Origin of the sequence: Stappia sediminis (genome assembly GCF_009826895.1) — a bacterium.
GTDB classification, from domain to species: domain Bacteria; phylum Pseudomonadota; class Alphaproteobacteria; order Rhizobiales; family Stappiaceae; genus Hongsoonwoonella; species Hongsoonwoonella sediminis.
Genome location: NZ_WUMV01000001.1, coordinates 657,492 through 669,777, shown reverse-complemented (window position 1 = coordinate 669,777; position 12,286 = coordinate 657,492). Strand labels below are relative to the sequence as shown.

Below are 12,286 nucleotides of genomic sequence, written 5' to 3'. Positions count from 1 at the left end.
ACGCAATTGAAAGCACAACCGACGGCGGGACTCGTCAGGCTGGAAGGAAGCCTCGGACATTTACGGTTAATGGGCAGTTAATAGTCCTTAAGAGCAGTTGCGTTTTGCCAGAAGTAGAGGCTATTGCGGCTGGCAATATCGATGAAGTGAAGTCGTTTCAGTAGCTTCGCCGCATCGAACTTACGAAACGGGAGGCAAAAAATGCCGGGTTTGCATTTCGAGGAATTCGAAGTCGGGCATGTTTTTCACCACACGTTGACGCGTACGGTCACGGAAATGGACAACATGCTGTTCTCCAACCTGACGCTCAATCCGCAGCCGCTTCACATCGACCGGCACTTCTGCGAAACGCAGACGGAGTGGGGCCAGCCGCTGATGAACAGCCTGTTTACGCTGGGCCTCATGATCGGAATCTCGGTAAACGATACGACGGTGGGAACGACGATCGCCAATCTCGGCATGAGCGATGTAAAATTCCCCAAGCCGCTCTTCCAGGGCGACAGCGTGCATTGCACGACCGAAGTGATATCGAAGCGGGAATCGAAATCGCGGCCCGATGCCGGCATCGTCGAGTTCGAGCACAAGACGTTCAACCAGCATGACGAGCTGGTTGCCATATGCCGCCGTCAGGCCTTCATGAAGAAGAAATCCGCAGGAGGCTGAGACATGCGCTCGCTGCTTTTCGTTCCAGGCGACAGCCCGAAGAAACTCGACAAGGCGTTTGCTTCGGGTACCGACGTGCTCCTGATCGACCTTGAGGATTCCGTGGCAGAAGACGCCAAACCGCAAGCGCGCAAGACCACGGCGGAATTCCTGAAATCGCATATCGGCGAAAGTAACCGCCCTCGCCTTTTCGTGCGCGTAAACGCCTTCGACACCGGCCAGACCGATCACGATCTGGATCAGGTGATGCATGCGGCGCCCGACGGCATCATGCTGCCGAAGTCGGTTTCAGGGGCGGACGTCGCCCATCTCGACGGCAAGATCGGCGTGCAGGAAGCAATCAACGGGATTGGCGACGGCAAGACCGGGATTCTGGTTGTTGCGACGGAGACCGCGGCCTCCGTGTTCAACCTCGGCAGCTATCGCGGCTCGAGCCCCCGGCTACAGGGCATGACATGGGGCGGCGAGGACCTGTCCGCCGATATAGGCGCGCTCTCCAATCGCGACGAAAACGGCGCCTATACGGATGTCTACAGGCTGGCGCGCTCGCTCTGCCTGCTTGGTGCGGTTGCCGCCGGCGTCCAGCCTATCGATTCCGTCTTCACCAACTTTCGCGATGAAGCGGGGCTGAGGAGAGAAGCCGAAGCAGCGCTTCGCGACGGGTTCACCGCGAAGATGGCGATCCACCCGGCACAGGTTCCCGTGATCAACGACGTATTCACGCCGGGTGATGCGGATATCGAGAAGGCCAGACGCATCGTCAAGGCTTTTGCCGACGCGGGCAATGCCGGCGTCGTCGGCCTTGACGGCGAGATGCTCGACATGCCGCACCTCAAACGCGCGGAAAAGCTTCTTGCGCGTGCCAGGGCGGCGGGAAAGGCGTAGCCCTCAAACTTTCGGCCGCCTCATCTGGAAGACCTCTTCCACGGCCGCATAGTCCATGTAGCCGAGGCGAGAGATCGTCTTGACCTTCGTCACGTCGAAGCGACCGTCCACGATCGCATCGTCAGCGATGTGAATGCCGACGACCTGCCCCAGAACGATCCAGGAATTGACCTCTTGCCCGTCCAGCGCGCGCGGGCGGATCGTCTGGAGATAGCGGCACTCCAGAACGGCCTTCGCCTCCGCCACATGCGGCGATTTCACAAGGCGCGAGGGGGCCGCCGTCAAACCCGCCCTTTCAAACTCCGAAACGCCATGCTCGAAGGCGCCGGAGGACATGTTCATGGCCTCTTTCAGGTCAAGCGTCGCAAGGCTGCAGGTGAAATCCCCGCAAGCCTCGATATTGGCGGCGGAATCCTTGAAGCCGGTGGAAGAAAACAGCACCATCGGCGGACTGTCGGCGACGGCGTTGAAGAAGCTGTAGGGAGCGAGATTGGGACGGCCTTCGGCATCGAGCGATCCGATCCACCCGATCGGGCGCGGTGCGACGATCGCCTTGAACGGATTGTGCGGCAGGCCGTGGTCGTTCTTTTCCGTTTCGTAGAACACGTTCTTCGTTACTCCCCTGTCCACGTACTTGCGATTTCGGAAAGTTCCGGTCTCGGGCGTTCGGCGGGCTGTACGGTTGGGCGGCCTATGTAGACAAAGCCCGCGAAACGCTCCCCCTCCTGCATGCCGAAAAGATTTGCGACGTCGGGATCGAAGGCAGGCCATTCCGTCAGCCATTGCGCGGCGAAGCCGGCTGCATGCGCCGCCGTCAGAAGGTTCATGCAAACCGCACCCGCCGAAAGCTCCTGTTCCCACACCGGAATTTTCGGATGAACCGCGGCCCGGCTGATCACCGCGACGACCAGCGGCGCGCGCGAAAAACGCTCCAGTTCCTGCTTGCGCAGATCGTCGCCAAGCGGGCCGTTTTTTTGCTCGGCGATCGCCAGAAGCCGCTCCCCGGCGCGCTGCCTTGCCTCACCGCGGATGATCAGGAAACGCCAGGGCGCCAGCTTGCCATGGTCGGGCACGCGCGACGCGGCCGTCAAAAGCGTGTTCAAGGTCTCCTCGTCGGGCGCAGGCCCCTCCAGCGAAATCGCCGGATGGGACCGCCGGGTCAAAAGCAGGCGCAGCGCATCGTTCGTTTCTTGCGTCATCGTTATCCCTAGTCTCAAGAAGCCGAACGCTTCTCATCGAAACGCAAGAGGTAATGAACTGTCTGCCCCTGTCAATCGTGCGGGAGCAAACATGGCGTTTAAACAATGTTCACCACCACCTATTGTGGGGTCAGGACTTGAAATCGCCCAAGTTTTGCGGCCACAAAGCACACTGACCAAATCAACCGGAACGACGATCAGGAGACGGGGCGGATGACGGCCAGCGCCGGCGGAAAATTCAACAGGCTTCTTGCGTCGATCGCGCTCGGTTGTGCCCTTCTCCTTTCTCCTATCGCCGCAGCCGAAGACAGCGTGCTGCCGCTGCCCAAGCCCGATGTGAACAGCATCGACGAGGATAGCGACAAGGACACGCTGGAATCGGTTCTGGATGGGCCGCCGCGCCCCGCACTTACACCGACCATCACCCCCTATGCCCCATCCAATCTGCCCGATGCCGGCCCGTTCAACCAGTTCGGCGATGAAGGCGCGCTCTATCTGGTCGCCAAGCTGACCGAAGAAGGCGAACCACTGTCGCGCGGCGTCGCGTGGCGCGTCTACTCCGAACCGAAGGAAGGCGACGGCAAGCTGGAGATGGTGGCTTCAGCCGCCGGGGGGGATGCGGAATTCCGTCTCGATCCAGGCTCCTACCTCGTCCACACCGCTTATGGCCACGCCGGAACGACAAGCCGCATTACGGTGAAGAAAGGCGTCGATTCCCGCACCATCATCCTGAGCGCGGGGGGGCTGCGCCTCGATGCGGAACTTGCCGATCACCTGCCGATCGAATCCGGCACCGTGCTCTTCGACATCTACGAGACGGAATTCGATACGCGTGGCGAACGCAAGATCGTGGCAAGCAACGTACGGCCGGGCGAGATCGTGCGCCTGAACGCCGATACCTATCATGTCGTCAGCCGCTATGGATCGGTCAACGCCGTGGTGCGCGCCGACATGCGTGTGGAACCCGGCAAGCTTACGGAAGCGATCATCTACCACAACGCGGCGATGATCACACTGAAGCTCGTCAAGGAGGAAGGCGGCGAAGCTCTTGCCAACACGTCCTGGTCGGTTCTGACACCGGGCGGCGACGCGGTTGTGGAGGCCACGGGCGCGTTTCCCTCCTTCGTGCTTGCATCGGGCGAGTATCACGTCGTGGCGCGCAACAACAGCACCAACTATTCGCGTGTCTTCAACGTGGAAACCGGGCTCGACCGTGAAGTGGAGGTTATCGCTTCCAAGGGCATTGGCGAATTGTCTGACAGCAGTCTGGCCCAGTGACCGGCCGTCCAAGGCACGCGCTCATTCGCGCTATAGCATATCCCGCAAAATCCGGACCGGATTTCGCGACAAGGATATGCTCATTGAATCCGGCTCCGTAAGCCGACCGCAAGACATTGATTCTGGAGCGGTTTCTTGTCACGAAAGCGGACCGGCTTTCGTGGAAAGCGCTCTAACGGACCGAGCCGTCGGGCTCCAGTTCCAGAACCCGCTTCTGCAGAAAGTCTATCACCGCCTTCTGGTCGCCGAACATCGCCAGATCCTCGAAGGGAATCGGTTCGCCGACGCGCACCGAGATGACGGAGCCGACGATCCGCCGGAATTCCCGAACAAGAAGCGAAAGCCGCAGCGTCAGCGAAAAGCGCGACGCGAAATGGAACAGCGGTGAGTTCTGCCCCTCGAAATAGATGGGAAGCACGGTCGCCTTCGCGGATCGGATCAGTTTGGCCGTAAATGTTTTCCAGGGAAGCTCCTCCGCACGCCCGAAGGGCCGTTTGGCAGTCGCCACGCCACCGCCCGGAAAGACGATGATCGTCACCCCTTCTTTCAAGAGGCGAAGCGCCTCCTGACGCGTTTTCATGTTGTTGCGAAGCGCTTCCGCCGTCTCCTCGAAATCGACAGGCAGGGAAAAGGGCCTGATTTCGGGTACCTTCAGAAGTTCATTGTTGATCAGGATGCGGTAGGGCCGGTCGAGCTGTTCGGCAAGGGAAAGGATCGCCAGCCCGTCGCCGATCCCGAAAGGATGGTTGGCGATCATCACCACCGAACCGGCAGGCAGGTTTTGCGGCGGCCACTCGCAATCGGCAGTCGCGACCTGAAGGTTGATCAGCTTCAGAAGGTCGCTCCAGATGGAGGCGCTTTCCCCTGCAATATGATCGCGCCACTCACGATAGAGCACCAGGAGCCGCTTGCGGCCCGACAACCCCTCAACCAAGCGGATTATGCAACGCTTGGCCCAGGGCTGCGCCGGGTTGGCGTAACTGAGTTCGGAAGTGTCCAATGGTATCTCGAATGCGAACCGGTTTATCGGACAGCAGGCGATATAGCCTCCACCGCATGACAAGCCTGCGACAGAATATTGAAAAATGCCCGCCGCGAACGCTTCGCGGCGGGCACGATTTCTTGATCGGTCCTCAAAGCCTGATCAGGCTCGCTTCAGATCCGGCGGCGTCGCCTCTTCGACCAGCGCATCGATGGCCTCCATAAGGCCATAAGACTTCTGATCCTTGGAGCCGAGACGGCGCATGTTGACCGTGCGCTCCTCAGCTTCGCGGCGCCCGCAGACGAGGATCACCGGCACCTTGGCGAGCGAATGCTCGCGGACCTTGTAGTTGATCTTCTCGTTCCTGAGATCGATCTCGGCCTTGAGGCCCGCCTTCTTCAGATGCGCCACGACATCGCGCGCGTAGTCATCGGCTTCAGAAGTGATCGTGGCGACCATCACCTGCAGCGGCGCAAGCCAGAGCGGAAAGTGCCCGGCGTAGTTTTCGATCAGGATGCCGAGGAAGCGCTCCATCGAACCGCAGATCGCCCGGTGAACCATGACCGGCGTCTTCTTCTCGCCGTCCTTGTCGACATAGAAGGCGCCGAAACGCTCCGGCAGGTTGAAGTCCACCTGCGTTGTGCCGCATTGCCACTCGCGGCCGATGGCATCACGCAGGGTATATTCGAACTTCGGACCGTAAAACGCGCCCTCGCCTTCGAGAATGTCGGTCTTGATGCGGCCGCCGGACCGCTCCTCGATCATCTTCAATACGTCGGCCATGACGGCCTCCGCGTGATCCCAGGATTCATCCGAGCCGACGCGTTTTTCAGGCCTGGTTGAAAGCTTGACCACGATCTCGTCGAAGCCGAAATCGGCGTAGGTCGACAAGATCAGGTCATTGATCTTGAGGCATTCTTCCGCCATCTGGTCTTCGGTGCAGAAGACGTGCGCATCGTCCTGGGTGAAGGCGCGAACACGCATGAGCCCATGCAGGGCGCCCGAAGGCTCATAGCGCGAGACCGACCCGAATTCCGCCAGACGCAACGGCAGATCGCGGTAGCTCTTCAGCCCGTGCTTGAAGATCTGTACATGCCCCGGACAGTTCATCGGCTTGATCGCGAAGACGCGTTCGTCTTCCGTTTCAGTGACGAACATGTTCTCGCGGTACCAGTCCCAATGGCCGGAGGTTTCCCAAAGCGCCTTGTCGAGGATCTGCGGCGCGTTCACTTCCTCGTAGTCGGCTTCAAGGCGGCGGCGCATGTAGCTGATGAGATTCTGGAAAAGCGTCCAGCCCTTGGAGTGCCAGAAGACGACGCCCGGCCCTTCTTCCTGGAAATGGAAAAGATCCATCTCGCGGCCGAGCTTGCGGTGATCGCGCTTCTCCGCCTCCTCCAGCATGTGCAGGTAGGCCTTGAGGTCACCCTCGTTCGCCCAGGCGGTGCCGTAGATGCGCGTAAGCATCTCGTTGTTGGAGTCACCGCGCCAATAGGCACCTGCAACCTTCATCAGCTTGAAGGCCTGGCCGACCTGGCCGGTGGAGGCCATGTGCGGCCCGCGGCAAAGGTCGAGCCAGTCTCCCTGGCGATAGATCTTCACGTCCTCGCCTTCGGGAATGGCGTCGACGAGCTCCACCTTGTAGGCCTCGCCCTGCTCGCGGAAATGATGCCTGGCTTCGTCGCGCGACCACACTTCCTTGGTGAAAGGGGCATTGCGCTGGACGATCTCGCGCATCTTCTTCTCGATGACCGGCAGGTCCTCGGTCGTGAAGGGGTGATTGCGCTTGAAATCGTAATAGAAGCCGTTTTCGATCACCGGGCCGATGGTCACCTGCGTGCCGGGCCACAGTTCCTGCACGGCTTCGGCCATCACGTGGGCCGCGTCGTGGCGGATCAACTCCAGCGCGCGCGGGTCGTCGCGGGTTACGATCTCGATGCGGGCGTCGCGGTCGATTCCGTCGGAAAGATCGCGCAGCTCACCATCGAGCGTCACCGCCACCGCCTTCTTGGCAAGCGATTTGGAAATGCCCTCGGCGACATCCCGGCCGGTGATGCCGGGTTCGAATTCGCGCGATGAATTGTCGGGGAAAGTCAGTTGGATCATCTGGTCCTCTCCGGCTCACTCCTGCAGACAACGCAGGTAAGCGGTGTGGTCACTTATTTTTCGATGCGGCGAAGGCTTAAATGAAAGAGCCGCCAACGTCCACCCGTGAATTGTCACAGCCCGGCCCGTAAAAAGAAAGGGCGGCCCGAAGACCGCCCTTCCGCAATTCGCGTAAACGGAGGCAGGTTAGAAGTCCATGCCGCCACCCGAAGTCGGCGTTGCCGACTTCGGCTCATACTTGTTGGTGGGCGGCTTTATAGCCTTCTTTTCCCGCGAATAATCTTGTCCGAAAAGTCTGCAACTTTTCGGGATTATTCGTCAGAAGTCCATGCCGCCCATTCCGCCCGGCATGGCCGGCGCAGCACCTTCCTTTTTCGGCTTCTCGGCGACCATGGCTTCGGTCGTGATGAGAAGGCCGGCAATGGAAGCGGCATCCTGGATCGCGGTACGCACGACCTTGGTCGGGTCGACGATACCGGCCTGGTACATGTCGGTGTATTCACCGGTCTGGGCGTTCCAGCCTGCCGAATATTCGGCCTTTTCCAGAAGCTTGCCGACAATGACGGGACCGTCGGCACCGGCATTCAGGGCGATCTGGCGGGCCGGAGCCTGGATCGCGCGGCGGACGATGTCGATGCCGGTCTTCTGATCGGCGTTCGCCGTCTCAACGCTCTCAAGCGCCTTGAGCGCACGAAGCAGGGCAACGCCGCCACCCGGAAGGATGCCTTCCTCGACAGCCGCGCGGGTCGCGTGCATGGCGTCGTCCACGCGGTCCTTCTTCTCCTTCACCTCGACCTCGGTCGCACCGCCGACGCGGATCACCGCGACACCGCCGGCGAGCTTCGCAAGACGCTCCTGCAGCTTCTCGCGGTCGTAGTCGGAGGTGGTTTCCTCGATCTGCGCCTTGATCTGGGCAACGCGCGCCTCGATCTCGTCCTTGGCGCCGGCGCCGTCCACGATCGTGGTGTTCTCCTTCTCGATCACGACCTTCTTCGCCGTGCCGAGCATGTCGAGCGTCACGTTCTCAAGCTTGATGCCGAGATCTTCGGAAACGGCCGTGCCGCCGGTCAGGATCGCGATATCCTGCAGCATCGCCTTGCGGCGATCGCCGAAGCCAGGAGCCTTGACGGCGGCGATCTTCAACCCGCCACGCAGCTTGTTGACCACAAGGGTGGCAAGCGCCTCGCCTTCCACATCCTCCGCGATGATGAGGAGCGGACGGCTGCTCTGCACGACGGCTTCGAGAAGCGGCAGGATCGCCTGCAGGTTGGAGAGCTTCTTCTCGTGGATGAGGATGTAGGGATCCTCCAGCTCCGCGCGCATCTTCTCGGCGTTGGTCACGAAATAGGGCGACAGGTAACCGCGGTCGAACTGCATGCCCTCGACGACGTCGAGTTCGGTTTCGAGCGACTTGGCCTCCTCGACAGTGATGACACCCTCGTTGCCGACCTTTTCCATCGCCCTGGCGATCATGGCGCCGATCTCTTCATCGCCATTGGCGGAAATCGTGCCGACCTGGGCGATTTCGCTGTTTTCGGTCACTTCCTTGGCGTTCTTGCGAAGATCCTCGACCACCGCGTTCACCGCGAGGTCGATGCCGCGCTTCAGATCCATCGGATTGATGCCGGCGGCAACCGCCTTGGTGCCTTCCTTGACGATCGACTGGGCAAGGACGGTCGCGGTCGTGGTGCCGTCGCCGGCGAAGTCGTTCTGCTTGGAGGCGACTTCGCGCACCATCTGCGCGCCCATGTTCTCGAACTTGTCCTCAAGCTCGATTTCCTTGGCGACCGTCACACCGTCCTTCGTGATGCGCGGCGCGCCGAAGGATTTTTCCAGAACGACGTTGCGGCCTTTCGGGCCGAGCGTCACCTTCACCGCATCGGCGAGAATGTCGACGCCGCGCAACATGCGGGTGCGGGCGTCGGTGGAGAATTTTACTTCCTTGGCAGACATGTTTCGTCACTCCTGAAGACGTAACGATGTTGAATCCAGTTATCAGGTGAAGCGCTTACGCGGCGGCCTTGCTGGCGGCAACGCCTTCGACCACGCCCATGATGTCGCTTTCCTTCATGATCAGAAGGTCTTCGCCATCGATCTTGACCTCGGTGCCGGACCACTTGCCGAACAGAACGCGGTCACCGGCCTTGACGTCGAGCGCGACAAGCTCGCCGGCATCGTTGCGGGCGCCGGGGCCGACGGCGACGACTTCGCCTTCCTGCGGCTTCTCCTTGGCGGTGTCCGGAATGATGATGCCGCCTGCGGTCTTTTCTTCCGCGTCGATGCGGCGGACCACGACTCGGTCATGCAAAGGACGGAACTTCATGAAGCTTCCTCCAACAAAATCAGTGTGTTGACTGACATGCCAGCCTCCTTTCGGACGACAGGCGAAGGTTATTTGGGAAAGGGTATTTGGCAGTTCAATACCCTTCGGCGGCTATTTAGCACTCTTTTTCGAGAGTGCTAACAAAAAAACGAAAGCCCTTCGGAATTGCCTTTGCAAAGGCTGGCGCGCCAAGCGCGGCAAGCACGTCCCTGCTCATGTTTCACGGATTTCAGATTCTGGCAGCACTCTCTTCGAAATGCTGCTAACTATATGATTCAAAACAGTTATTGCAATAGTCAAACTTGCCGATCCACCTGTTTCACGGCAAAATTGGTGAGTCGTTCAACGATCATGGAGGACGGTGGATGCAGGTATCATCGGAATTCAAACGCCAGCTTGACGGCTACGGGATCACAACGGCCCAGATCCTCTACAGGATGCCGGACCACCGGGCGCTGTTCCAGGAATTCATCTGGCAGCAGTACGATATCTTCCCGGAGTTTCCCGAGCTTTCTAAGTTCCTTGCGTTCTGGCAACGAAAGATCGAAGGACCGCTGCATTCGGTGACGATTGCGCATTCACGGCTGATAAAGCCGCAGGAACTCAAGACGATCGACGGGGAATACCGGCTGCAATAGCCGGGCCCGGACAACGCCTATACGCGAGCCGCGGCGGGGGCGCTGCCTGTTTGCGCCTGCCGCTTCAGCCAGGCGATGAACCGCTTGAGCGGCTCACGCATCGGGCCGGGCTGGCGCACCAGAAAATACCCGACCGGAACATCTTCGACGCTGTCCTCAAAAAGGCAGACCAGGCGGCCGGCCCGGAGATCCTCTTCCACGAACATCCGCTTCGTATTGACGATGCCCTGCCCGTCACGCGCCGCCTGCAGAAGCAGGTAAGCTGGCAGATGCGTGATATTCGCCTTGTTCTTGACATCGACACCGCGTGCGGCAAGCCAGACGCCGAATCATTGCAGGTCGATTTCCTTGAATTGCCTTTTGTTTCGGACATGTTGTTTTATCGAAAACTTTCTGATCCTTCGTGCCATTTAGTTGCACTGAATTACCCTCGAATTCCGTTCATTTGGACGCCATATGGACGCCATTTCAATTTGGCGTCATGATACCCTGCAGGCAATTTTCAATACTCGGGTACCCCGATGAAGCTCACGAAACGCGCGATCGATGCGATCAATGCTCCGGCATCGCGAACGATGGTCTGGGACGACGACCTGCCCGGCTTCGGCCTGAGGATCGAGGCGAGCGGCAGGAAGACGTTCATCTGCCGCTACCGCTTCGGCAGTGTCCGGCGACAGGTCACGATCGGGCGCTATGGCGTGGTCACGCCGGATGCCGCACGCCAGGAGGCGAAACGGATCCTGTGGGCGGTGGCTCAGGGTGAGGACCCGGCTTCTGAGCGGGACCGCAAGCGCAAGGCGGCGACGCTCGGAGATCTCATCGAACAGTTCCTTGAAGAGCACGGGCAGAAGCTGAAACCTGCGACGCGCGAAGACTATGCCCGAGCGCTTCGAACCTACGTCGTTCCGGCGCTCGGACATCTGAAAGCGGAACAGGTCAGTGCTGCCGATCTCAACCGCGTGCACCTTTCGCTCGCCGACCGACCCTACCGGGCGAACCGGGTGATGGCCTACCTCGGCAGTGTCTATGGCTGGGCAGCCAGGCAGGGGCATGTACCGAGGGGCTTCAATCCGGCGTCCGACATCCAGAAGTTCAGAGAGGCCGGTCGCGAGCGGTATCTGACCGGTGATGAGCTGAAGCGCCTCGGCGATGCGTTGCACGAGGCCGAGACGGTCGGCTTGCCATGGACGATCCGGGCGCACGGCGAGACCAGCAAGCATGTGCCGAAGAACGGACCTCAACGGGTGGTCTATCCCGTGTATGTCACAGGCGCGATCCGCCTGTTGCTCCTGACCGGTTGCCGTCTCGGCGAAATCCTCAACCTGCGCTGGGAGGAGGTCGATCTCGACCGGGGTTTCCTGTGGCTGACCGATTCCAAGACCGGGCGCAAGGGCGTCATCCTGAGCGAGGCGGCTTGCGATCTTCTGCGCAGCCTGCCGCGTGTGGGTGCCTATGTGATCCCCGGCCAGACGCCTGACAGGCCGCGGCACGATCTGAAGAAACCCTGGGACCAGATCCGCACCGCAGCCGGCCTCGACGGCGTTCGCCTGCACGATCTCAGGCACACGCATGCCAGCATAGGTGCCGCCTCCGGTCTCGGCCTGCCGATCGTCGGCAAGCTGCTTGGTCACAGGTCGTCGCTCACCACGCAACGTTACGCCCATCTCGCTGATGACCCCGTTCGCCGGGCGTCCAACATCATCAGCAAGCAGATCGCCGAGGCGGTCGGGCCGAAGTCAACCGGCGCCAGGACGGAAAGCGAAGGAAATGACTGAAAAAACCGCCGGAGACCAACGATTTCCGCGCCATGATCCGGAGATCGGCCGTCCAGAAGCCGAAGAGATCCTGTTCCGTCAACTTGAGGAGGCGGCACGGCTCTTCAACGAGGGACAGCCGAAGTCGCGACAGGCGATCTACCAGTCTCTCGAAGTGGTGAAGTCCTTTCTGGGTTCCCGCAGCCTTTCCGGGCAGGTGATTGAACCCTTGTCCGCATTGAAGGACGATCTCCTGTCGATCGACACCGGAACTCCCTCCCTGTTCTTCGGCCCGAAGGCGCCAAGGTCGAAGGTTGATCTGGAAGCTGTCCGTTCGCGGCATCGGCGCAAAAGTATCTTGCGCCTCTATACGGCTGCCTGCGCGGAAGTCCTGCAACGCGACGGAACATCCGTCGGCGAGTCGCCGCGCATCCCATATTGTTGAATCGCAGAAGCCACAT

The 12,286-nt window shown here is 60.4% G+C and carries 13 protein-coding genes; 6 read left to right on the top strand and 7 right to left on the bottom strand.

Annotation, left to right across the window (positions count from 1 at the left end):
* The first annotated feature begins 201 nt into the window (after nt 1-201).
* On the top strand, nt 202-663 hold the full coding sequence (locus tag GR183_RS03125; RefSeq protein WP_160774104.1) for a MaoC family dehydratase: 462 nt from the start codon (nt 202-204) through the stop codon (nt 661-663).
* Nucleotides 664-666: 3 nt separating this feature from the next.
* Nucleotides 667-1,548, top strand: a complete 882-nt coding sequence (locus GR183_RS03120) for an HpcH/HpaI aldolase/citrate lyase family protein (RefSeq protein WP_160774103.1) — start codon at nt 667-669, stop codon at nt 1,546-1,548.
* 3 nt (nt 1,549-1,551) lie between these two features.
* Here GR183_RS03120 and GR183_RS03115 read toward each other — a convergent pair whose 3' ends face one another.
* Entirely contained in the window at nt 1,552-2,154 is a 603-nt protein-coding gene (locus GR183_RS03115) for a flavin reductase family protein (protein WP_160774102.1), read from the bottom strand.
* Between the two features lie 8 nt (nt 2,155-2,162).
* The gene (locus tag GR183_RS03110; protein ID WP_160774101.1) at nt 2,163-2,747 is read right to left on the bottom strand and encodes a nitroreductase family protein; all 585 of its coding nucleotides are present in this window, start codon (nt 2,745-2,747) and stop codon (nt 2,163-2,165) included.
* 213 nt (nt 2,748-2,960) lie between these two features.
* On the opposite strand from GR183_RS03110, the gene GR183_RS03105 reads away from it, so the two are divergent.
* The gene (locus tag GR183_RS03105) at nt 2,961-4,025 is read left to right on the top strand and encodes an RgsD C-terminal domain-containing protein (protein WP_160774100.1); all 1,065 of its coding nucleotides are present in this window, start codon (nt 2,961-2,963) and stop codon (nt 4,023-4,025) included.
* 172 nt (nt 4,026-4,197) lie between these two features.
* Here the strand turns inward: GR183_RS03105 and GR183_RS03100 are convergent, their stop codons facing one another.
* From GR183_RS03100 to groES, 4 genes are all read right to left on the bottom strand, one after another.
* The gene (locus tag GR183_RS03100; RefSeq protein WP_160774099.1) at nt 4,198-5,025 is read right to left on the bottom strand and encodes a lysophospholipid acyltransferase family protein; all 828 of its coding nucleotides are present in this window, start codon (nt 5,023-5,025) and stop codon (nt 4,198-4,200) included.
* A 144-nt stretch (nt 5,026-5,169) separates the two neighbouring features.
* Nucleotides 5,170-7,110 carry a threonine--tRNA ligase gene (gene thrS / locus GR183_RS03095; RefSeq protein ID WP_160774098.1) on the bottom strand — a complete coding sequence of 647 codons (1,941 nt, stop codon included), beginning with the start codon at nt 7,108-7,110 and terminating at the stop codon, nt 5,170-5,172.
* Between the two features lie 318 nt (nt 7,111-7,428).
* Nucleotides 7,429-9,063: a chaperonin GroEL gene (gene groL / locus GR183_RS03090; protein ID WP_160774097.1), complete on the bottom strand. Its 1,635-nt coding sequence runs from the start codon at nt 9,061-9,063 to the stop codon at nt 7,429-7,431.
* Between the two features lie 55 nt (nt 9,064-9,118).
* On the bottom strand, nt 9,119-9,433 hold the full coding sequence (gene groES, locus GR183_RS03085; RefSeq protein ID WP_160774096.1) for a co-chaperone GroES: 315 nt from the start codon (nt 9,431-9,433) through the stop codon (nt 9,119-9,121).
* Between the two features lie 365 nt (nt 9,434-9,798).
* Here groES and GR183_RS03080 point away from each other — a divergent pair, with 365 nt between their 5' ends.
* Complete coding sequence (locus GR183_RS03080) at nt 9,799-10,071, top strand: usg protein (protein WP_160774095.1); 273 nt, start codon at nt 9,799-9,801, stop codon at nt 10,069-10,071.
* Between the two features lie 17 nt (nt 10,072-10,088).
* Here the strand turns inward: GR183_RS03080 and GR183_RS22325 are convergent, their stop codons facing one another.
* Nucleotides 10,089-10,340, bottom strand: a complete 252-nt coding sequence (locus GR183_RS22325) for a LysR substrate-binding domain-containing protein (RefSeq protein ID WP_376765745.1) — start codon at nt 10,338-10,340, stop codon at nt 10,089-10,091.
* 252 nt (nt 10,341-10,592) lie between these two features.
* Between GR183_RS22325 and GR183_RS03070 the strand changes: the two genes are divergently transcribed.
* Both GR183_RS03070 and GR183_RS03065 read left to right on the top strand, forming a co-directional pair.
* Nucleotides 10,593-11,846: a tyrosine-type recombinase/integrase gene (locus GR183_RS03070; RefSeq protein WP_160774094.1), complete on the top strand. Its 1,254-nt coding sequence runs from the start codon at nt 10,593-10,595 to the stop codon at nt 11,844-11,846.
* A complete protein-coding gene (locus GR183_RS03065; RefSeq protein ID WP_160774093.1) occupies nt 11,839-12,270 on the top strand; it encodes a hypothetical protein in 432 nt (143 codons plus the stop codon). The genes GR183_RS03070 and GR183_RS03065 overlap by 8 nt, the downstream gene beginning before the upstream one ends.
* Nucleotides 12,271-12,286: the final 16 nt, after the last annotated feature.

Bases quoted from the DNA above. Each gene is read 5' to 3' on its own strand.
- GR183_RS03110 (WP_160774101.1), bottom strand. From the start codon at position 2,747: ATGACGCAAGAAACGAACGATGCGCTGCGCCTGCTTTTGACCCGGCGG.
- GR183_RS03080 (WP_160774095.1), top strand. From the start codon at position 9,799: ATGCAGGTATCATCGGAATTCAAACGCCAGCTTGACGGCTACGGGATC.
- groL (WP_160774097.1), bottom strand. From the start codon at position 9,063: ATGTCTGCCAAGGAAGTAAAATTCTCCACCGACGCCCGCACCCGCATG.
- GR183_RS03065 (WP_160774093.1), top strand. From the start codon at position 11,839: ATGACTGAAAAAACCGCCGGAGACCAACGATTTCCGCGCCATGATCCG.
- GR183_RS03105 (WP_160774100.1), top strand. From the start codon at position 2,961: ATGACGGCCAGCGCCGGCGGAAAATTCAACAGGCTTCTTGCGTCGATC.
- GR183_RS03070 (WP_160774094.1), top strand. From the start codon at position 10,593: ATGAAGCTCACGAAACGCGCGATCGATGCGATCAATGCTCCGGCATCG.
- thrS (WP_160774098.1), bottom strand. From the start codon at position 7,110: ATGATCCAACTGACTTTCCCCGACAATTCATCGCGCGAATTCGAACCC.
- GR183_RS03120 (WP_160774103.1), top strand. From the start codon at position 667: ATGCGCTCGCTGCTTTTCGTTCCAGGCGACAGCCCGAAGAAACTCGAC.
- GR183_RS03125 (WP_160774104.1), top strand. From the start codon at position 202: ATGCCGGGTTTGCATTTCGAGGAATTCGAAGTCGGGCATGTTTTTCAC.
- groES (WP_160774096.1), bottom strand. From the start codon at position 9,433: ATGAAGTTCCGTCCTTTGCATGACCGAGTCGTGGTCCGCCGCATCGAC.